We start from the raw sequence: 20,749 nt of genomic DNA, 5'->3' as shown, positions 1-20,749 counted from the left end.
GTCCGTACCCGCCGGGGGCCAGCTTCGGGCCGTTCCGCGCACCGACCGCCGCTGCGCCCGGCGGGCCCCGGACGCCCAAGCCGCCGCTGAGCGTGCGCCGCGGCGCCGCCGCCGGTGTGGTCGCGGGCGCGCTCGCGCTCGGTCTGGTGGTCGGTGGGGGCGCGGCGTGGGGGATCACGAGCGTGCTGGACGGGCACGACCGCACCCAGGTGTCGGACGCCGAGTGGCCGTCGCGGCCGTGGTCCGACGGTGCGCGACCGACGATGCCCGACCTGCTGGACGGCCAAGCGCCGGGGGGTCGCACGGGTCCGGGTGCGAGCGACGACGGCAGCGGCACGGGCACGACGAGCGCGCAGACCGCGACCCCCGCGAGCGACGCGCAGCAGGTCGGCGTCGTGACGATCACCAGCACGCTGGGCTACCAGGGCGGCGAGTCGGCCGGCACCGGCATGGTGCTGACGACGGACGGGCTCGTCCTGACGAACCACCACGTCGTCGAGGGTGCGACCTCGATCAGCGTCACCGTCGAGTCGACGGGGCAGACGTACGAGGCGACGGTCGTCGGATACGACGCGTCCGCCGACGTCGCGCTGCTGCAGCTCGCGGACGCCTCGGGGCTGGCGACGGTCACGCTCGACGACGACGGCGGCGTGCAGGTCGGCGACACGGTCACGGCCGTCGGCAACGCCGAGGGCACGGGCGACCTCGTGGCGGCGTCGGGCGAGGTCACCGGCACTGACGAGACCATGACCGCGTCGACGTCCTCGTCGGGCGGCTCCGAGACGCTGAGCGGGCTGCTGGAGTTCTCCGCGGCCGTCGTCGGCGGCGACTCGGGCGGCCCGGTCCTGGACGACGAGGGCGAGGTCGTGGGCATGACGACGGCCGCCTCGGTCGGCGGCACGGCGACGGTCGCGTACGCGGTCGACATCGTCGACGCGGTCGCGGTCGTGCAGCAGATCGAGGCCGGGCACGCGGGCGACGGCGTCGTCCTCGGCCACCCGGCGTTCCTCGGCATCGGGCTCGGCGCCGACGACGGCACGGGCGCACGCGTCGCGGGCGTCCTCGACGGGACCCCCGCGGCCACGGCCGGACTCGCTGCGGGCGACGTCATCACGGCGGTCGACGGGACCGCGGTGACCAGCGCCGACGCGCTCGCCGCGGCGCTCGCGGGCCACGCGCCGGGCGACACGGTCACGCTCACGTGGACGTCCGTCGCGACGGGCACCTCGACCGAGGCCGCGGTCACGCTGGCGCAGGGCCCGGTCGGCTGACCGGGGACGGCCGATGCCGGTCGGCCGGCGCAGAGGACGGGCGGTGCCGCGGGAGGGGACGGCACCGCCCGTCGGCGCGCGCGTCGGACGTCGTCCCTACCCTGGGGCGATGACGACCGACGTCCGCCCCGCGCACGGGCGCTTCGACGACTTCCGTCTGGTCGTCGGCACGAAGAGCCCGACCGCCGGCGGTTGCTGGTGCACCGCGTACCGCGACTCGTCGGTGCCGAACGACCAGCGTGCGGACTACATGCGGCAGCAGTGCGCGACGGATCCCGGGCCGGGCGTCCTCGCGTACGTCGACGACGAGCCCGCGGGCTGGTGCTCGGTGGCTCCGCGCTCGACGTACAGGCGGCTCATGCGCTCGCGGACGATCCCGTTCGTCGACGACCGCGACCCGTGGAGCGTCGTCTGCTTCGTCGTCCGGCCGCCGTTCCGCAAGCGCGGCCTGATGCACGTCCTGCTCGCCGGTGCGGTGGACCACGCGCGGGCGCACGGCGCAGAGGTCGTCGAGGGCTACCCGATCGAGGCCGGGGGCAGCCGCGTCGACCTGATCTCCGGGTACGTGGGCAGCGTCGAGCTGTTCGAGGCGGGCGGCTTCGTCGTCGTCGCGCCCACCTCGGGGCGGTCAGGGGGCCGTCCGCGCGTGGTCGTCCGTCGCGAGCTCTGAGTGGGGCGCCGTCACGCCCGGTCGGCGAGCGCCGTCGCCAGGTCCGCACGGGTCCGCACACCGAGCTTCGTGTAGACGTTGCGCAGGTGGTACTCGATCGTCTTCGGGCTGAGGAACAGCGCGGCCGCCGCCTCGCGCGTCGTGCGGCCCGCGGCGAGCGTGCGGGCGACCTGCAGCTCCTGCGGCGTCAGGTGGTCGAGGCCCGTGACGTCGCGACGGTGCGCGGTCGCCCCGGTGGCGCGCAGCTCGGCGACCGCCTGATCGGCCCACGGTGCGGCGCCGAGCGCGTCGAACGTCGTGAGCGCCTCACGCAGGTGCGTGCGCGCGTCGGTCCGCCGACGTGCCCGACGCAGGCGTGACCCGTACGCGAGCTGCGTGCGCGCCGTCTCGAAGACGTCGGGGGTCCGCGCGTGCGCGGCCAGTGCGGCCCCGAACCACGTGTCGACCTCGGCGTCGGCCGCGACCAGCCCGCGGGCGCGTGCCGCCCGCGCGACGGACCACGGCTGCCCCTTCTCCTGCGCGCGGCGCGCGAGGTCGTCCGCGACCGGCACGGCGTCGGCGACGCGGTCCAGACGGACGAGCGCGTCGACCATGTCCGCGGCGGGTGACACGTCGACGTCCCCGAAGCCCAGCTCGACCAGCAGCGCGACAAGCCGCAGGTACGTGTCGAGGGCCTCCTGCGCGTCGCCGGTGCCGAGCGCGAGGTCGCCCAACGCGGCCATCGCCCACGCACGGAAGAAGCCGAGGTGCAGCGAGGTCGCGAGGTCGAGCGCCTCGGCGGCGTGCGCGCGGCACGCGTCGACCGCGCCCTGCCGCGCCTCGAGCCACGCCAGGCCCGCGAGCCCGGCGGCCAGGTCCGACGCCTGCCCGGCCTCGCGCGCGAGCCCCACCCCCTCGGTGTACGTGGCGGCGGCGTCGTTCCAGCGGTCCGTCGTGGCCTGGTCGCGCGCGACGTAGAACAGCAGCATCGGCAGCACGCCCAGGTCGGCGCGGCGGCGCAGGTGCGCGACGACGGTCGGGATGACGGCGCGCGCCGTGCCCTCCTCGCGCAGGTAGAGCGGCCCGATGACGAGCCACGGCGCGAGCGCGGGGTCCTCGAGCAGCGCGGGGTCGTCCGCGACGTGCGCGGTCGCGTCGTGCAGACGGTCGGGGCCGCCCGTCCCGGTGAGGATGTCCGCGACGCCGACGGCCATCGACCCGAGCCACCGCGCGCGGTCCGTGCGCAGGTCCGGCAGCAGGCCCTCGATGCGTCGGCCCGCGTCGGCGGCGGTCGCCATGTCGCCCGCGAACTGCGCCGCGAGGACGCCCTCGGCGAGCAGCGGCACGGCGACGTCGGGGTCCTGCGCGGTCGCCCCGGCCGCGACGAGCACGTCGCGCGCGCGCTCGACGGATCCGGTCCGTGCGGTGACGGCCCCCTCGAGCGCCGCGGCACGGAGCACGAGGTCGGGCGTGCGGGGGAGGGCCGACGACGCCGCGAGCAGGTCGAGCGCGAACTCCGCCTGGCCCGCCCGCCAGGCCGACTCGGCGGCCATGACGAGACGTCGCGCGCGATCGGCGGCGTCGGGGGTCAGCGTGGCCGCACGTTCGAAGCCGGCGGCGGCGACGGCGTGCGCACCACGGTCGCGGGCGGCCGTCGCGGCCGCGTCCAGGACCGCGGCGACGGCCTCGTCGGGCGTCGTGGTGGCCTCGTCGAGGTGCCAGGCCCGTCGGTCCAGGTCACCGGGCGGGACGACCGCGGCGAGCGCGCGGTGCACCTCGCGACGCTCGGCGGGCGACGCCTCCGTCCAAACCGCCGACCGCACGAGGTCGTGGCGGAACGCGACGCGTCCCGCGTCGACCGTGACCAGCCCGGCCGTCGCCGCGCCGTCGAGGTCGGCGACGTCGACGCCGAGATGCAGGCACGCGGCCGCCGTCGCCACGGGCTCGCCCGCGGCCGCCGACGCGACGAGGAGCGCGGTCCGGGCTGCCGGGGACAGCGCGTCGGCACGGGCCGCGAACGCACGCGCGAGGGACGCCGGGACCGGGATGGGAGCCCCGTCCGGCAGTGCGCCGAGCGTGCTGTCGTCGGGGAGCTCGAGCAACGCGAGCGGGTTGCCGCCCGTCGCGACGAGCAGACGCTCGCGCTCCGGCAGCGGCAGCCGGCGACCGACGCTGCGCAGCAGCGCGTCCGCGTCGTCGTCCGGGAGCCCCGTGAGGGTCATCGTCGGCAGGCCGGCCTCCATGACGGTCGACGGCTGCCCCGCCCGGATCGCGAGCAGGACGACGACGGGGTCCGCGGTGAGGCGGCGCGCCGCGAACGTGAGCGCGTGCGCGGTCGGTGCGTCGAGGAGGTGCGCGTCGTCGACCACGAGCGCGAGTGGCGCGTCCTCCGCGGCCCGGCTCAGCAGACCGAGGACCCCCGCGCCGACGGCGAACCGCTCGCTCGCCGACCCGGGCCGCAGCGCGAGCGCCGCCCCGAGCGCGTCCGCCTGCGGTGCGGGCAACCCGTCGAGGTGGTCGAGCACCGGGCGCAGCAGCTGCAGCAGGCCGCCGAACGGGACGTCGCGCTCGCCGACGACGCCCTGCGCGCGCAGCGTGGTCATGCCGTGCGCGGCCGCGTCGTCGGCGGCGTCGTGCAGCAGCGCCGACTTGCCGATGCCCGCCTCGCCGACCACGACGAGCGTGCCGCCCCGCCCGACGCGCGCGCCGGCCGCCAGGGAGCGGATCACCTGGCGCTCGTGCTCGCGGCCGACCAGCACCGTCCCACTCTAGGGAGACCCCAGGGGGACCCCCTGATGCGACGCGGTCGTGCGCCCCGCAAGTCTCGAACCCGGACATTCCCGTCCACGACGTCTCTCGAACAAGGAGCACCACCGTGACCCTCCAGGCCGACGCGCCGCAGCGCACCATCGACCCCGACAAGCTCATGTCCTTCGTCTTCCGTGCCGTCGACGAGGTCGGCGCCACGCTCAACACCGCGCTCGTCGTCATGGGCGACAAGCTCGGCTACTACCGCACGATGGCCGACGGCGAGCCGATCACCCCCGCGTCGCTCGCGGAGCGCACCGCGACCGCCGAGCCGTACGCGCGCGAGTGGCTGTCGGCGCAGGCCGCCGGCGGCTACGTCGAGTACGACCCGTCGACGCGCCGCTACACCCTGCCCGCCGAGCACGCGGCCGCGCTCGCCGACCCGACCAGCCCCGCGTACCTGCCGGGGTTCTTCCAGCTCGCCGCCGGCACCGTGCGCGACGCGCCGGAGATCCTCACCGCCGCGACCGACGGCGACGGGCTCGGGTGGCACGCGCACAACGCCGACGTGCACCACGGGTGCGAGCGGTTCTTCCGCACGATGTACAACGGGCACCTGCTGAACGAGTGGCTCCCGGCCCTGTCCGGCGTCGTGGAGAAGCTGACCGCCGGGGCGCGCGTGGCCGACGTCGGCTGCGGGCACGGTGCGTCGACGATCCTCATGGCGCAGGCGTTCCCGAGCTCGACGTTCGTCGGGTCCGACTACCACGCGGCGTCCATCGCGGTCGCGCGGGCCCGGGCCGAGGAGGCCGGCGTCGCGGACCGCGTGACGTTCGAGGTCGCGTCGGCCACCGAGTTCACCGGGCAGGGGTTCGACCTCGTCGCGATGTTCGACTGCCTGCACGACATGGGCGACCCCGTCGGCGCCGCGCGGTACGTCCGCCAGGCGCTCGCCGACGACGGCACCTGGATGGTCGTCGAGCCCAAGGCCGGCGACCGCGTCGAGGACAACCTCAACCCCGTCGGCCGCACGTACTACGGCTTCTCGACGCTCCTGTGCACGCCCGCGTCGCTGTCGCAGGACGTCGGCCTCGCGCTCGGCACGCAGGCCGGACCCGCGCGCATCCGCGACGTCGCGACCGCCGGTGGGTTCGGTGGCTCCTTCCGGACCGCTGCTGCGACGCCGTTCAACAACGTGTTCGAGATCCGGCCGTGAGCAGTTCGCGAGCCTCGCGCCCGTCGGGTGCGCCCCAGGCCGCCGGTGCGGTCGGTCGGGGGCGAGGGGGTGACCTGGGGGCCGTGGCGGCGCAGACTGCGTCTGTGAGCCACGGCCCCCGGGCCACGCCCGGGCACCACCCCAGCCGCGCCGCCGATCCCGACGTCGAGGGCGTCGCGACGCGCGGCGACGTGCGGATCGCCTGGGCCGTCTACGGGGACCACCACGACGCGTCCGTCCCCACCGTGGTGCTCGTGCCGACGTGGTCGATCGTGCCGTCGAGGTTCTGGAAACTGCAGGTCGGCTACCTCGCGCGGCACTTCCGCGTCGTCACGTTCGACGGGCGGGGGAGCGGCGCGTCGTCGCGACCCGCCGGTGCCGCGGCCTACACCGACACCGAGTACGCGGCCGACCTGCTCGCGGTCCTCGACGCGACGTCGACGGACGCGCCCGTGCTGGTGACCTTGTCGTGCGGTGCTGCCTGGGCCGTCCACCACGCCGCCCGGCACCCGTCACGCGTGCGCGGCATCGTCGCGATCGCCCCGTCGTGCGGGCTCGACGTCGCGACCCCTGGTCGTGACGAGGTGCCCTGGGACCGTCCCCTCGACACGACGCACGGCTGGGCGAAGTACAACAAGCACTACTGGCTGGGCGGCGGGTATGACGACTTCGTCGACTTCTTCTTCCGGCGCATGTTCCCCGAGCCGCACTCGACGAAGCAGATCGAGGACTGCGTCGGGTGGGCGCACGAGATCACGCCGTCGGTGCTGGCCGACACGACGGCCGGTCGGCTCGGGTGCGACGGCGCCGTGTGCGAGTCGATCGTGCCGCTCACACGCGACGTGACCTGCCCCGTGCTCGTCGTCCACGGGTCGGACGACCGCATCCGTCCTCTCGCGTTCGGCGAGCGGCTCGCCGAGCTGACGCGCGGGTCGCTCGTCGTGCTCGACGGCGCCGGCCACGGCCCGCCCGCGCGTGACCCCGTGAAGACGAACCACCTCATCCGCTCGTTCGTCGAACGCGTCGCCGGTCCTTCCGGCGCACCGCGCGTCGAAGGACCCGTGGTGATCCCGTCCGCGTCGTCCGTCGGGTCGGCAGTCGACGCCGACAGGTCCCGGACAGGTCCCGCCGACGACGGACGCGCCGCGCCGACCCGCGTCGCCGGAGCCGGAGCCGCGGACGCCCTCGTCCGGCGCACCTGGACCCGTGCCCGCAACCGTCGACGTCGCGTGCTCTACCTGTCGTCCCCGATCGGCCTCGGGCACGCCCAGCGTGACGTCGCGATCGCCGCCGCGCTCCGCGAGCGTCGACCCGACCTGGAGATCGACTGGCTCGCGCAGCACCCCGTGACTCGCGTCCTCGCCCAGCACGGCGAGCGCGTCCACCCGGCGTCCGCGTGGCTGCGCAACGAGTCCGGGCACGTCGAGCACGAGGCCGGCGAGCACGACCTGCACGCGTTCCAGGCGATCCGGCACATGGACGAGATCCTCGTGCACAACTTCATGGTGTTCTCCGACGTCGTCGAGGGCGGCGACTACGACCTGGTCGTCGGGGACGAGGCGTGGGACGTCGACTACTTCCTGCACGAGAACCCCGAGCTCAAGCGGTTCGCGTTCGCGTGGATGACGGACTTCGTCGGCTGGCTGCCGATGCCCGACGGAGGAGCGCACGAGGCCGCGCTGACCGCCGACTACAACGCCGAGATGATCGAGCAACGTGCTCGGTTCGCGCGGGTGCGCGACCGGTCGGTGTTCGTCGGCTCGCCCGACGACGTCGTCGACCAGCCCTTCGGCCCGGACCTGCCGTCGATCCGGTCCTGGACCGCGGCGAACTTCTCGTTCGCCGGCTACGTGACGGGCTTCGACCCGGCCGCTGCCGCTGTGGAGGCGCCAGCGGTGCGCGCGGAACTCGGTGTCGGACCCGACGAGCGGCTGTGCGTCGTGACCGTCGGCGGCTCCGGCGTCGGTGTCCCGATGCTGCGGCGCGTCCTCGACGCCGTGCCGACCGCTCGGGCGCTCGCACCAGACCTGCGGTTCGTCGTGGTCGCCGGCCCGCGGATCGACCCGGCGTCCCTGCCCGCACCGGAGGGCGCAACCGTGCTGGGATACGTGCCCGACCTCTACCGGCTGTCGGCCGCGTGCGACGTCGCTGTCGTGCAGGGCGGCCTCACGACCTGCATGGAGCTCACCGCCCTGCGCAAGCCGTTCGTCTACGTTCCGCTCCGCCACCACTTCGAGCAGACGTTCCACGTCCGTTCCCGCCTCGACCGCTACGAGGCCGGCCGCCATCTGCCCTACGAGGAGGCCATCGACCCCGACGGCCTGGCCGAGGCGATCGCCAAGGAGGCGAGTCGCGAGGTCGCCTACCGTCCGGTCGAGACCGACGGCGCCGCCCGCGCCGCCGACCTGCTGGCCGACCTCGTCTGAGACGCGTCCGTGCCCGCTGTAGCGGCACGACCAGTCGCGGCCCCGCTGCGTCAGCGGTCGTCAGCAGTCGTCCGGCTTCGGGATGTCCGTGCACAGGTCGTCGACCAGTCGCGACCGTCGCTCCTCGACGGTGAACGGTGCGCTCGTCGTCGACGTCGTCGCGGTGCCGTTGATGTCGCGCCACACCGTCGTCCCGTCGACGCGGTACCGGCCCTTCCACGTCGTCGTGAGCGTGACCTGCACCGTGCCGAGCCGCTCATAGAAGTGGTACGTGTCGTGGTCCGGCCAAGCATGCCCCGGGCTGGTCGTGACCAGATCCGCGGACCCGTCGCCGAAGTCGTACCGGTAGCTCGCGGGCGTCGCCACGACATCGACCCCGTACCCGAGCAGGTCGGTCCGCAGCGTCTGCTCGGCAGGATCCGTCATGACGACCGTCTCCTTGTTGACCAGCACCCACCCTCGGTCCGGCTGCAACCGCAGCACGGGCGCCGCCAACGGCAACCGCCGGAAGTCCGCCGCGCTCATCGTCGGCACGGCGTCCTCGGGGCACGAGTACCCCAACGCGAGCGTCCACTCGGCCGGCCACGGGTCTGTGAACTCAGCCCGCGTCTGCCGCCAGAGCGGGAGTACGGGCGGCCCGTCGACGCAGACGGGGACGGGAACCGTCGTGTTCGAGGGTCCGCACGCGATGCGTCCGTCGCCGTCGCTGTCGCCCTCACCGAAGGCGTCGTCCGCGTCGCCCATCTCCGTGCCGCCGCCGGTCGACATGTTGCACATCGGCGCTCGTGCGTACCTGGTCGTCGCGCGTGCCGGATCAGCGGCTCCTGAGCGCTGATATTCCTCCTGGGCTTCGAATGCATTGAACGCGTAGGCGCCCCCGTCGGCCTGGCCACCCCATTCTGCGGCCCTAGCCACCGCGGGTGTGCAGACGACGATCGCGACCGCGACGAGTGAGACGAGTAGTCGTGCACGCCTCACGTGCTGACCGGCTCAGTATCAACGGCCCGCACCAGCCATCGCCCGCCCTCGTAGAGGATCGCCATCTCGACCGAGAACGTCTCGTGCTCAGGGTGGTCCTTCACGACCATCCCGAACTCGTTCTCTTCGTGCGACGGCGCTTCGTCGATGGTGAGGTGCACGGCGAAGTGCTTCTCTGGCACGACCTCGGTGGAACTGAGTGCGGAAACAGCGATACCGCCCCCGACGGTGTGTTCGCCTCTCCCGATCTGTCGCGCGATGTCGGCCTGGGTGCTGCTGCAGAACGCACACTCGGCATGGCTGAGGGCCGCGAACTCCGCCACGTCGTTCGTCTGTACTGCGTAGGGAAAGAGTTGAACGAAGTACGCGGCGACCGCCGCCGAGCCCTCGACGGTCGGTGGCAGATCCAAGGCGGCGGGACGCGCGGGCTTCGCGCCATCTTGCAGAGCGGCGAGGGTCCCCGGCGTGTCCTGAGTCGGCGTCGGCATCGGGGTCATCACGGGTGCGCGCGGCGTGGTCTGAGGTTGAGACGACACAGGATCATCTGGAGGTGGCCCGGCCGTGCAAGCTGCCGCTGTGACGACGACGAACGCTGCGGCGACTGCCATGATGGCCGTACGGGTTCGGCCGTGCCCCCTTGCGCGGTTCGACATGGGGGCGAAGGTAGTCGAATCGGACATCTCGGCGGGAGCGTCATCCACAGCCCGGTCGCCCCGGCCGTCGAGTGCCGCTGCAGCCGTCCGCCCGGGAATCAGTGCGACGGGGGCGGCGTTGGGGCAGTAGGCTGGTCCGTGCCGCTCCGCAGGTGAGACTCGGGCCGGCAGCTTGAAAACTGAACATGGGGGTGATCGGTTTCGACGGTGATCGTCGAGCCAGGAGAAGCGGGTCGAGGACGCACGGTTATCTCGTCAACGCTCCGTGCAAATCATAGGTGCCGATAACAAGCGCACCGACTTCGCCCTCGCCGCCTGAGCGAGCCTCGAAGTCCGTCGGCCTAAGTACGCTCTCGACTTAGTTCCCGGCGTCATCTAGAGAGCCACTGCTGGTCCTCATCGTCAGTGTGAGGATCGGGACTTCTAGCTGACTGGGCCTGTCCACCTTCTCGTCCGTGGGAGTGGTGGAGGCCGAGAAAATCCATCACGGACTGCACCCGGAGAATCCCTGGTTCCACGTCATCGGACGCGGGTTCGATTCCCGCCACCTCCACAGCTCGAAGGGACTCATCCGCACGGATGGGTCCCTTCGTCGTTCGTGGACATCCGTTCGCTTCCCCGTGCGTCCTCCCGGCATCTGATCAGCGACGTACCGCCGCCTCGGCTGCCGATGACGGGCTGTTGCAGCGCCGAGGCATAGGCACATGGCTTCCTTGAGCGGTAGGGTTGTGCCTATGGAAGTGTCGGTGGCCGAGGCTGCGGAGCTCCTCGAGGTGTCGCCGCGACGCGTGCGCCAGCTGATCGAGGCCGGCCGTCTGCATGCCCGGCAAGTCGGGCGGCAGTGGCTCGTCGAGGCCGCGTCGCTCCCGTCGCGTCCACGCCGCGTCCGGCCGATGGTCCCGGACGTCGCCTGGGCAATCCTCGCGGACGTCGCCCCGGACGACTACGCGCCGGACGAGGCATATCGGTGGCGTCAACGGCGCAACCGACTCGTGCACGACGCGGAACCCGAGCAGCTGCTGGCGTCGTGGGTCAGCTCGCGCGCGCGCCGTCAGGTGTTCGAGGCCCGTGCGCCGCACGGGATGCTCGACGACGAGCGGGTCGTACCGTCGGGGTTGTCGGACGTGCGTGCCGGCATCGCCGCGGGCAACCTCGTGGAGGGATACGTCCGGGCCGTCGACCTGGACGCCGTGCGGCGCGAGTTTCTGCTGCGGCCGGGAGGCGTCGCGGCGAACGTCGTACTGCACGTCGTCGACGAGCTGCCTCCCCGGCCGGTGCCTCGCCTCGTCCTGGCGGCGGACCTGGCCGAGCATGACGAGCCCAGGGCGCTGGCGCGCGCAGGCGCCCTCATCCAGGAGACCCTCGCCACGGGCGGAGCGTGAGCGTCGTGATGCCCGTCATGCGAGAGTCGCAGCGGGCTGGATGGCACGCGCTGTTCGACGTGTACGACTCGCACCCCTCGGGCTGGACGCTCGTCGGCGGCCAGATGGTGCACCTGTGGTGCGCCGAGCGAGGGCGGTCACCGATGCGGCCGACCGACGACCTGGACGCCGTGCTGGACGTCCGAGGAGAGCCGAGCGACCCGGGCATCCTCATGACGTTCACGACCGTTCTCGACCGTCTCGGATTCGTCCCCGCCGGTACGTCGCCGACCGGGCATCAGCACCGGTGGGTCAAGGGCGACGCGCAGATCGACGTGCTCATCCCGCGGCATGTCGGCGAGCGGGCCGCTCAGCGCAGGGGCGCACGTGGCGGGACGACGCTGGAGACGCCCGGTGCGCAGCAGGCGCTGGACCGGTCCGAGAACCTGCGGGTCACCGTCGGGGAGCGTCACGGGACGGTGCGACGACCGAGCCTGCTGGGTGCCCTGGTGGCGAAGGCTGCGGCGCACACGGTCACGTTGGACACCGCTCGGGCGCGACACCTCGACGACTTCCTCGTGCTGACGACGCTGATCGAACCCGCTGACCGCGTCGACGCGGCGACGAGGAGGGACCGCGATCATCTGCACGGGATGCTGGGAGCCATCGCGAAGAGTCGCCGCTCGTTGCTCTCGGTCGACGGTGCGCAGGACGGCGTCTACGCGCTCCGGCTCGCGCTCGGCCTCGAGGTGTAGGCCGCGGACTCGAACGCGTGTGCCGGCCTCAGGTGCCGCTCCTCGGCCGGAACGGGAGTCGACGGCGGCTCACGGCGTGGAGCCGCTCGGACACGACGACGGGCCCACCGCGTCCGTGGGCCCGTCGTTCGTCACGCAGTGTCAGAAGACCTGGCGGAGGTTGGCGCGGGTGAGGTCGAGGAGCTCGTCGCCGCGGCCGGACAGGAGCGTGCGCAGGGCGTAGAGCGCGAAGCCCTTGGCCTGGTCGAGCTTGACCGACGGCGGGATGGTGAGCTCCTGCCGCTCGGTGACGACGTCGATCAGCGCGGGCCCGTCGTAGGCGAACGCCTCCTTCAGCGCCCCGTGCAGGTCGGCGGACGCGTCGACGCGGAACGCCTTGAGCCCGGCGGCCTCGGCGATCGCGGCGAAGCTCGGGTTCTCGAGGTCGGTGGCGTTGGTGACGAAGCCGGCGGCCTTCATCTCGAGCTCGACGAAGTTGAGGGACGCGTTGTTGAAGACGACGACCTTCACGGGCAGGCGGTTCTGCGTGAGGGTCAGGAGCTCGCCGAGGAGCATCGCGACGCCGCCGTCACCGGAGAGCGCGACGACCTGACGGCCGGTCGCGGCGGCGGCACCGACGGCCTGGGGGAGCGCGTTGGCCATCGATCCGTGGATGAAGGACCCGATGAGCGAGCGCCGGCCGTTCATGCGCAGGTAGCGGGCGGCCCAGATGACGGGGGAGCCGACGTCGGGGATGAAGACGGCGTCGTCGGCGGCGAGCTCGTCGATCACGCGGGCGACGTACTGCGGGTGCAGCGGCTGCGTGCCCTTGCGCGGGGTGGCGAGGTCGTCGAGCTTGGTGCGCGTCTTGGCGTAGTGGGCGAGGGCCTCGTCGAGGTGCTCGCGGTCGGTCTGCTGCGGGAGCAGGGGGAGGAGCGCGTCGACGGTCTCGGCGACGTCGCCGACGAGGCCGAGGGCGAGCGGTGTGCGGCGACCGAGGTGCTCGCCGCGCAGGTCGATCTGGACGACCTTCGCCTTCTCGGGGATGAACGCCCGGTAGGGGAAGTCGGTGCCGAGCATGATCAGCGTGTCGGCGGCCTCCATCGCCTTGTACCCGGAGGCGAAGCCCAGCAGGCCGGTCATGCCGACGTCGTACGGGTTGTCGTGCTCGACGAACTGCTTGGACCGCAGGGTGTGCACGACGGGCGCGGCGAGCGTGCCCGCCAGTGCGACGACCTGGTCGTGGGCGTGCTCGGCGCCGGCTCCCGCGAGGATCGTCACGCGCTTGGCGTCGCTCAGGAGCGCGGCCGCCTCGTCGAGCTCGGACGACGACGGCAGCACGCGCGGACGCGTCGCGCGGACCGGGGTCGCGGTGGTGTCGAGCGCCTCGGACAGGGCGATGTCGCCGGGGATGACGACGACGGCGACGCCGCGCTTCTCGAGCGCCGTCTGGATCGCGGTGCGCAGGATGCGCGGCATCTGGGTGGGCGACGAGACGTACTCGGAAAAGACCGACGCCTCGCGGAACAGCTCCTGCGGGTGCGTCTCCTGGAAGTAGCCGCTGCCGATCTCCTCGGTGGGGATGTGCGCGGCGATCGCCAGGACGGGGACGCGCGAGCGCTGCGCGTCGTAGAGGCCGTTGATGAGGTGCAGGTTGCCCGGGCCGGCGCTGCCGACCGCGACGGCGAGCTCGCCCGTGAGGGCGGCCTCGGCACCGGCGGCGAACGCGGCGGCCTCCTCGTGACGCACGTGCACCCAGTCGATGCCCGAGCCGCGCAGCGCGTCCGTGAAGCCGTTGAGCGAGTCCCCGGGGATGCCGTACACGCGCTTCACGCCCGTGGCGACGAGGGTGTCGACGATGTTCTTGGCGACGGTGGTCATGGTCCTTCTCTCGGTGGTGGTGTCGTCGCGGAGGTCAGGACGCGGCGGTGGGTGCGGTGGTCGGCGCGGCGACGGCCGGCCAGACGAGGTCGCAGACCTGGCGGGCGAGGTTGTCGTCGAGCGGGGCGTGGCCCCAGACGAGCCGGTGGTAGACGGGGGCGAACAGCGCGTCGACGACGAGCGTGGTGTCGACGTCGGCGCGGACGCCGCCCTGCTGGACGCCGCGCTCCAGGTGGTGCGCCGCGGTCGCGCGGCGCGGTTCGAGCCAGCGCTCGAGCATCGCGAGGCCCAGCGCGCGGTCGCTCGCGGCCGCCGCGAGGAGCTGGCGGACGAGCTGCCCGGCGGGGGTGTCGCGCAGCAGCGTGACGAGGGCGTCGACCTGGAGCGTCAGCGCCTCACGGACGGGGAGCGCGTCGTCGAACTCGATGCTCTCGTGGAACCGGTCGAGCAGCCCTTCGGCGAGCACCGCGGCCGACGACGGCCACCACTTGTAGATCGTCGTCCGGGAGACGCCGGCGCGCGACGCGACCGCGTCGATCGTCGGGACCCGGCCGCCCTCGAGCGCGAGGTCGGTCGCGGCGTCGAGGATCGCGTGCCGGGTCCGCTCGGAGCGGGGGCGTCCGGCGCGCGGTGACGACGAATTACTGGACACGTTGTCCACAATAAGCCTGCCTCGCGCGGACGGCACGCCGACGTGGTCGACGTCACGACGCCCGACGGCGACGCCCGGCGACGACCTGCCGACGCGTGCACGCGGCAGGAACGCGCGACCGTGCCGGACGTGCCAAGGTGCACTCGAGAGCGACGACGACGAGGAGGCTGTGATGCCCGACGCACCGGTCCCGTTCGAGGTCCACGAGTCCGGCGCCTACCTGCACGGCACCAAGGCCGACCTGGCCGTGGGGTCGCTGATCGAGGCCGGTCGACGGTCGAACTACGGCGCAGGCCGCGCCGCCGGGTTCGTCTACGTCACGCAGACGCTCGACGCCGCGACGTGGGGTGCCGAGCTCGCCGCGGGCGACGGACGCGGACGGATCTACGTGGTCGAGCCGACCGGCGACCTCGAGGACGACCCGAACGTCACCGACCAGCGCTTCCCGGGGAACCCCACGCGGTCGTACCGCACGCGCGAGCCGGTGCGCGTCGTCGGGGAGATCGCCGACTGGGTCGGTCACCCGCCCGAGCAGCTCGCGACGATGCGCGCGCACCTCGACGAGCTCGACCGGCAGGGCGTCGAGGCGATCGAGGACTGACGGCCGGCGCGCCTCGACACGTCCCCGCGCAGGGGAGTCCGAGGTCGGGCCGATGGTCCCGGGCCACGGCACCGTCGCCCTCGCTAGCGTCGAGGGGACGACTCGGTGCGGAGCGGACCATGACCAGCATCAAAGACGCAGCGGACACGTTCCTGGAGTCCCGGCGGATCGCCGTCACGGGCGTCTCACGGACACCGGAGAGCCACGGCGCGAACGTCGTGTACCGACGCCTGCGGGAGGTGGGGTACGAGGTGTTCGCGGTCAACCCCCACGCCGCCACGGTGGAGGGTGACCGGGCGTACGAGACGCTGGGCGCGATCCCGGGCGGCGTCGACGCGGTCGTCGTCGCGACCCGGCCCGAGCACGCGCGGGCGACCGTGCAGGAGGCGATCGACCTCGGCGTCGGGCAGGTGTGGATGCACCGCTCGGTGGACCGCGGCAGCGTCGACGATGACGCCACGCGGCTCGGTCGCGAGCACGGGCTCACCGTCATCGACGGCGGTTGCCCGCTCATGTACGGGCGGGCCGCGGACCGCGGTCACCGCGTGATGTGCCGCCTCATGACGCTCACGCGACGGGTCCCGCGCGAGGTCTGAGCGCAGGTCAGCTGGCGTCGAGGGACAGTCGGACCCCGTCGTCCTGCTCGCCGACGTACAGCGACCAGGTCACGCCGTCGACGACCTTGGTCCAGGTCACCGAGCCGTCCGTCGCGCTCGGGTCCGACCAGCCGGAGTCCTCGGCGCTCGCCGTCAGCGCGGCGACGACGTCGGTCGCCGTGGCGCCGTCCTCGGGCACGAGCGTCTTCGCCGCCTTCGCGACGACGCGCTGGCCGAGCGACGAGCCGCCGTCGCGCGTCACGACGTCCTGCACGGTCGTGCCGGGCACCGCGAGCGTCCACACCGGTTCCGACTGCAGCCGCGCGAGCGTCCCGTCGCCCGACGAGCACGCCACGAGCGCTGCGAGCGCGAGGACGGCGACGACCGTCGCGGTCACGCGGCGCCACGTGGCGTGCACTCAGTCCTCCTGACGACGTGTCCGTCGGGCCGCCGCGGCCGCCCCGAGGACGGTCAGGGCGCCGACGGCCAGCGCCAGCATGGCCCAGCGGAGGACCTCGCCGGCGTCGGAGCCCGTCGTGGCGAGCGGAGACGACCCGGACGGCCCAGCGGCCAGCACCTCCGAGTCCGGCTCGGGGCTCGCGGACGCGGCCGGCGGGACGACGGGACCGCCCGGCGTCGGCGCGCCCGTCGGGGGAGAGGTCGGCGTCGCCGGCCCCGACGCGGACCGCACCCCGAAGCCGACGGCCTCGACGCCGGCACCCACGCCGGACAGGACGACCGACTCGAGCGACGTCCCGACGACCGTCCCGCCTGCGGTGCCGGCACCCGACGCCGCGACGGGCGCACCGGACCGGGCCGAGACGGCCCCCGCCGCGCGCAGCACGTACGTGCCGGGCAGCAGGCCGGTGACCGACCACGAGCCGTCGGCGGTGCTGACCGCACCCGCCGTGACGGGTGCCCCGCCGGCGTCGGTCCCCGTGAGGGTCACCGTCACGCCCGCCGCAGGAGCGTCGCCCGCCTCCCGGAGGCCGTCGCCGTCGGCGTCCTCGAACACCACGCCGGAGACCGTCGACGACGCCACCGCGCCCGGGTCGTCGGCCTCGAACACCACGACCTCCGGGTCCGTCTCCAGGACGAACGGCGAGGGGTCGCACGCGTCGCCGACGCCGTCGCCGTCGTGGTCCTCCTGACCCGGGTCGGCCACCGTCGGGCAGACGTCGACGTCCGCAGGCGTCTCGTCGCCGTCGTCCGTGATCGCGAGCGGTGTCGTCGCGATGCTCGCGCGGCCCGCGGAGTCGGTGACCCGGACCGCGAGGTACGCGTCGACGAGCGCGCCGAACGTGTGCTCGAGCGTCGGGGTCGACGTCGTCACGTCGTACGAGCCGTCGCCGTCGAGGTCCCACTCGAACGAGACCAGGTCGCCGGTCGTCGCGTACGAACCGCGTGCGTCCAGGCGCAGCGTGTCGCCGACGCGCGCCACGTACGGTCCCTGGACCCATGCGTACGGCTTGTCCATCGCGGTCGAGATGGTGTCCAGGAGGGTCTCGGCGACGTCGAGCGACGTCGTGGTCGACCCGCCCGTCCCGGCGGCGACGGCCTCGACGCTCGGCGCGAACGCACCCGTGCCCACGTCGATCGGGTAGACCTCGACCGGGTCGACCGCGAGCGCGTTCGCGATCACCGTCGCGGACGTGAGGCCGCTCATCGGCTCAGGGTCGTGCGCGGGCGCGTCGCTGATCGGGATCAGGACCTTCTTGACGCCCGGCCGCCACGGCAGGTCGATCGCGGCCTGCATGCCGGACAGCGCGGTCTCGGGCCAGTCCCCGCCGCCGTCCGCCACCATGCCCGCGAGCGCGGTGCGGATCGCGTCGGGGTCGGACGTGAACGGCAGGTCGACGCGCGCGGCGTAGTCACCGTCCCAGCCGGTGTAGACGGGGTCGTCCCGGAAGGTGACGAGTGCGAACCGGTACGAGCCGGAGCTCGCCGCGAGGTGGTCGACCATGCGCGTCGCGGTGTCCTTCACCGACTGCAGGACCCAGTCCATCGACCCGGTCGTGTCGATCGCGAACACGAGGTCGATGCTCCCCGCCGACGCCGACGGGACGCGCCCCGGGACGCTCGACGACCGCAGCAGCGTCGACTCTTCGTAGTGCCCCTTCGTCGTGGGGTGGTACCACTCGGCCATCGTCACCGAGTCGAACTCGTGGATCCACCGGTCGTCGTTGCGGTTCGTCGCCGACGGGTCGGGCTCGTGCCCCGCGAAGTGCTCCTTGACCGTGTCGACGTAGGACACGAACGGCCTTCCCGCGGCCGTGTTGGCCCGCGCGACGGCGGCCCGCTGCGCCGCGTCACCCTCGTCGCCCAGCGCGCGCACCTCGTGCCCGATGTCGTAGGTGTCGCCGGACACGAACGGCAGCCGGTCGCGCAGGCTGCGCAGCACGAACGAGTCCGTGTTCGACAGGTACGGGTAGGAGAGCAGGACGACCTTCGCGTCCGGACGCATCCGGTCGCGCAGGCGGCCCAGGAGGTCCGTCAGGTCGTCCTCGAGCTGGCCGATCCCGGCGCGCGCGTCCGTGACCTTCTCCCGGCAGTCGCCCGGGTCGCGGAAGCCGACCGCGAAGCACTGCTTCACGATGTCCGCGAAGCCCAGGTCGTTGCCGCCCATCGTGAAGACCACGACGTCGGTGTCCCGGCCGACCGCCTCGATCTGGGCGCGCAGGTACCGCTGGCAGTCCACCGCGAACGTGCCGCGCACCGTGTCCCAGATCGCGACCGAGTACTCGAAGTACTCCTCGTCGACGTACTTCGTCGAGCAGACCTTCGCGGCCTTGGCCGCCGCGAGGCCCTCCTCCTGGGTCCGCCCGATCGTCCCGCCCGGCACGTAGGCCAGGTGCGAGTCCATCTTGCGGTCGCTCAGCACGTTCTGGGACACCGCGCCCGAGCATGCACGCGTCACGAACGTGACGTGGTTGCCCTGGTCCGCCAGCCACTCGCTGTACTCCGCGGCCCAGCTGTCGTGCGACCGGTAGCAGTCCGCCGGCCCGTAGTACGCGCCCGCACCGTTGCCCGCCGAGTACGAGTCGCCGATCTGCAAGACCTTGATCGCGTCGCCGGTCGGCGCCGCCTGCGCGGGTGCGAGCCCGACCGCGACCAGGAGGGAGGCCGCGACGGCGGCCAGGGTCGCCGCAGCCGTGGCGCGGTGGAGGAGCGGGCGTCGCGGACGCATCGGGGGCCTTTCGCAGGGGAGTGGAGCAGCCGCGACGCTAACGCCCGATCTGTCCGGTTTCGGGCGAGACGGGCGATCGTCACCCGTCCGCCGGGGGACATCACCCGCGAGTCGATGGAGGCACGCGAGAGAGGCCCCGAAGGTGTGGCCGCTCGTCGACCGAACGGTGACTTGCGCGCAGCCGGCGCAAGCAGGTGAGCTGATGCCGTGGACACCGCCGTCGAAGCCGCGATTCGTCGCGAGGTCATCCGATGGGTCCAGGCGAAGGCCGAGGCCAACGGCGGGTTCGTGCACCGTGACGACCTGCTGCGATTCACGCTCGACGGTCAGCCGCTGCCCATCATCGATTTCTCACGCGGCATCCGGAATCCCGCTCGTCTCAGTTCCACGCTCGCCATCGTGTCGTCGGTCGACGGCCCGTACGACGACATCGAGAGCGAGAAGGACGGCCTCCTCCACTACGCCTATCGAAAGGGGGACCCCTTCAGCGGCGACAACACGAAGCTGCGGAACGCAATCACGACGGGGATGCCGCTCATTCTGTTCCGCAAGGAGGTCCCGAACTACTACACGCCGGTAGCGCCCGTGTACGTGGTCGACGAGTATCCCGAGGAGCGGGTCTTCGTCATCGCGCTCGACGAGGCGTTCCGGTACATGGGCGACCTCACGCACCTGACGCTCGACCAGCGTGCGTACGGGCTCCGGCTCGCGCGGCAGCGGCTGCACCAGCCCGCGTTCCGCACGCGAGTCCTGCTCGCATACGAGACGCGCTGCGCGATGTGCCGGCTCGCGCACGGGTCGCTCCTGGACGCGGCCCACATCGTCCCGGACGGCGAGGAACTCGGGCGACCGACGACGACGAACGGGCTCGCTCTCTGCAAGATCCATCACGCGGCGTACGACCAGGACATGCTCGGCGTGAGCCCCGACTACGTCGTCCACCTCGACCGAAAGCTCCTAGACGAGGTCGACGGACCGATGCTGCGCCACGGACTCCAGGCGATGCACGGCGAGCGGATCACGCTGCCGCGGCGTCCGGCGGACGCGCCGTCCCGTGACCTGCTCGCATGGCGCTGGGAGAGGTTCGCCGCCAACAGGTCGGGCTGAAGCTGGTGGGGCCTGCGTCAGGCGCGGGGCTCCTGGCGGTTCGGGTCGGTGTGAGCACCGTTGTCGGTGCGGACGTCCGGGTCGATGCGGTCGGCCTGGCCGAGGCGCTCGTCGAGCTCGGCGCGGGCGTCGGTGGCCTCGCTCGCGCGGGCGCGGGCCTCGTTCTGCATCGCGGCGGCGTCGGCGGCGCGCGCGTCGGCCTCGGCCTGGGCGAGGCGTGCCTGGGCGTCGATGCGCGCGGCCTCGGCCTCGCGGCGCTGGACCTCGACCTGGTGGGCGGCCGCCTCCTCGCGGATCTTCTGGGCGCGGGCGCGGTCGGCCTCGACCTTGCGGGCGCCGCGGCGTCGGCTCAGCACGACCGCGACGACGACCAGGAGCAGGACGCCGACGATCGCGACGATGATCCAGCCGGTGGTGTCCATGGTGGTACCTCCTCGAGGAGACCGGTCCTGGCATTGGACTGCCGTCCGGGACGGGGCGCAACCGGACGCCTGCCCGGTCGTGGCGACCGGCTGGACGGCCGCTGGGGGGTGCCGCCGTCCAGCCGGAGCCCGCTCGCCCCCGCGGTCGGTCGCCGTCGGGCGCCGTCAGGCGCGGTCGCGGAAGAGCAGCAGCGCCTCGCCCTGGCCGCCACCGCCGCACAGCGCGACGGCCGCGCGTCCGGAGCCGCGGCGGGCGAGCTCGAGGGC

General features: G+C 73.3%; 17 protein-coding genes and 1 other RNA gene. 10 read left to right on the top strand and 8 right to left on the bottom strand.

Features of this window, described 5'->3' with window-relative positions:
* Both CTKZ_RS13725 and CTKZ_RS13720 read left to right on the top strand, forming a co-directional pair.
* Window positions 1-1,271: S1C family serine protease (locus CTKZ_RS13725; protein ID WP_124343474.1), on the top strand; the 1,271-nt coding region annotated here is incomplete at its 5' end.
* Window positions 1,272-1,380: 109 nt separating this feature from the next.
* The gene (locus CTKZ_RS13720; protein ID WP_124343473.1) at window positions 1,381-1,941 is read left to right on the top strand and encodes a GNAT family N-acetyltransferase; all 561 of its coding nucleotides are present in this window, start codon (window positions 1,381-1,383) and stop codon (window positions 1,939-1,941) included.
* An 11-nt stretch (window positions 1,942-1,952) separates the two neighbouring features.
* Here CTKZ_RS13720 and CTKZ_RS13715 read toward each other — a convergent pair whose 3' ends face one another.
* On the bottom strand, window positions 1,953-4,679 hold the full coding sequence (locus CTKZ_RS13715) for a helix-turn-helix transcriptional regulator (RefSeq protein ID WP_124343472.1): 2,727 nt from the start codon (window positions 4,677-4,679) through the stop codon (window positions 1,953-1,955).
* A gap of 116 nt (window positions 4,680-4,795) precedes the next feature.
* Here CTKZ_RS13715 and CTKZ_RS13710 point away from each other — a divergent pair, with 116 nt between their 5' ends.
* The gene (locus tag CTKZ_RS13710; protein WP_235843480.1) at window positions 4,796-5,884 is read left to right on the top strand and encodes a class I SAM-dependent methyltransferase; all 1,089 of its coding nucleotides are present in this window, start codon (window positions 4,796-4,798) and stop codon (window positions 5,882-5,884) included.
* A 104-nt stretch (window positions 5,885-5,988) separates the two neighbouring features.
* Window positions 5,989-8,310: an alpha/beta fold hydrolase gene (locus CTKZ_RS22485; protein ID WP_235843479.1), complete on the top strand. Its 2,322-nt coding sequence runs from the start codon at window positions 5,989-5,991 to the stop codon at window positions 8,308-8,310.
* Window positions 8,311-8,370: 60 nt separating this feature from the next.
* Here CTKZ_RS22485 and CTKZ_RS13700 read toward each other — a convergent pair whose 3' ends face one another.
* Window positions 8,371-9,087 (bottom strand): hypothetical protein, encoded by a 717-nt coding sequence (locus CTKZ_RS13700; protein WP_124343471.1) that lies wholly within the window; start codon window positions 9,085-9,087, stop codon window positions 8,371-8,373.
* Between the two features lie 197 nt (window positions 9,088-9,284).
* Window positions 9,285-9,785, bottom strand: coding sequence for a DUF6318 family protein (locus CTKZ_RS13695; protein ID WP_124343470.1), 501 nt, complete (start codon window positions 9,783-9,785; stop codon window positions 9,285-9,287).
* A gap of 343 nt (window positions 9,786-10,128) precedes the next feature.
* Here CTKZ_RS13695 and ssrA point away from each other — a divergent pair.
* From ssrA to CTKZ_RS13680, 3 genes are all read left to right on the top strand, one after another.
* Window positions 10,129-10,497: a transfer-messenger RNA gene (gene ssrA, locus CTKZ_RS13690) on the top strand.
* 148 nt (window positions 10,498-10,645) lie between these two features.
* Entirely contained in the window at window positions 10,646-11,323 is a 678-nt protein-coding gene (locus CTKZ_RS13685) for a helix-turn-helix domain-containing protein (protein WP_200829750.1), read from the top strand.
* Between the two features lie 8 nt (window positions 11,324-11,331).
* On the top strand, window positions 11,332-12,057 hold the full coding sequence (locus tag CTKZ_RS13680) for a hypothetical protein (RefSeq protein WP_124343469.1): 726 nt from the start codon (window positions 11,332-11,334) through the stop codon (window positions 12,055-12,057).
* A gap of 141 nt (window positions 12,058-12,198) precedes the next feature.
* Here the strand turns inward: CTKZ_RS13680 and poxB are convergent, their stop codons facing one another.
* Window positions 12,199-13,917, bottom strand: a complete 1,719-nt coding sequence (gene poxB, locus CTKZ_RS13675; RefSeq protein WP_124343468.1) for a ubiquinone-dependent pyruvate dehydrogenase — start codon at window positions 13,915-13,917, stop codon at window positions 12,199-12,201.
* A 34-nt stretch (window positions 13,918-13,951) separates the two neighbouring features.
* The gene (locus CTKZ_RS13670; protein ID WP_235843478.1) at window positions 13,952-14,569 is read right to left on the bottom strand and encodes a TetR/AcrR family transcriptional regulator; all 618 of its coding nucleotides are present in this window, start codon (window positions 14,567-14,569) and stop codon (window positions 13,952-13,954) included.
* Window positions 14,570-14,741: 172 nt separating this feature from the next.
* Between CTKZ_RS13670 and arr the strand changes: the two genes are divergently transcribed.
* Window positions 14,742-15,170: an NAD(+)--rifampin ADP-ribosyltransferase gene (gene arr, locus CTKZ_RS13665; RefSeq protein ID WP_124343467.1), complete on the top strand. Its 429-nt coding sequence runs from the start codon at window positions 14,742-14,744 to the stop codon at window positions 15,168-15,170.
* Between the two features lie 119 nt (window positions 15,171-15,289).
* Window positions 15,290-15,766: a CoA-binding protein gene (locus tag CTKZ_RS13660; protein ID WP_124343466.1), complete on the top strand. Its 477-nt coding sequence runs from the start codon at window positions 15,290-15,292 to the stop codon at window positions 15,764-15,766.
* A gap of 7 nt (window positions 15,767-15,773) precedes the next feature.
* Here the strand turns inward: CTKZ_RS13660 and CTKZ_RS13655 are convergent, their stop codons facing one another.
* Together CTKZ_RS13655 and CTKZ_RS13650 are read right to left on the bottom strand one after the other, a co-directional pair.
* Window positions 15,774-16,184 (bottom strand): hypothetical protein, encoded by a 411-nt coding sequence (locus CTKZ_RS13655; RefSeq protein WP_124343465.1) that lies wholly within the window; start codon window positions 16,182-16,184, stop codon window positions 15,774-15,776.
* Window positions 16,185-18,953, bottom strand: coding sequence for a GDSL-type esterase/lipase family protein (locus tag CTKZ_RS13650; RefSeq protein WP_124343464.1), 2,769 nt, complete (start codon window positions 18,951-18,953; stop codon window positions 16,185-16,187). It abuts the gene before it with no gap.
* 207 nt (window positions 18,954-19,160) lie between these two features.
* On the opposite strand from CTKZ_RS13650, the gene CTKZ_RS13645 reads away from it, so the two are divergent.
* Window positions 19,161-20,060, top strand: a complete 900-nt coding sequence (locus tag CTKZ_RS13645; RefSeq protein ID WP_124343463.1) for an HNH endonuclease — start codon at window positions 19,161-19,163, stop codon at window positions 20,058-20,060.
* A 17-nt stretch (window positions 20,061-20,077) separates the two neighbouring features.
* Here the strand turns inward: CTKZ_RS13645 and CTKZ_RS13640 are convergent, their stop codons facing one another.
* Window positions 20,078-20,482: a hypothetical protein gene (locus CTKZ_RS13640; RefSeq protein WP_124343462.1), complete on the bottom strand. Its 405-nt coding sequence runs from the start codon at window positions 20,480-20,482 to the stop codon at window positions 20,078-20,080.
* Between the last annotated feature and the right edge of the window lie 267 nt (window positions 20,483-20,749).

Origin of the sequence: Cellulomonas algicola (assembly GCF_003851725.1) — a bacterium.
GTDB classification, from domain to species: Bacteria; Actinomycetota; Actinomycetes; order Actinomycetales; family Cellulomonadaceae; genus Cellulomonas; species Cellulomonas algicola.
This window is presented reverse-complemented; position numbering and strand designations above follow the sequence as displayed.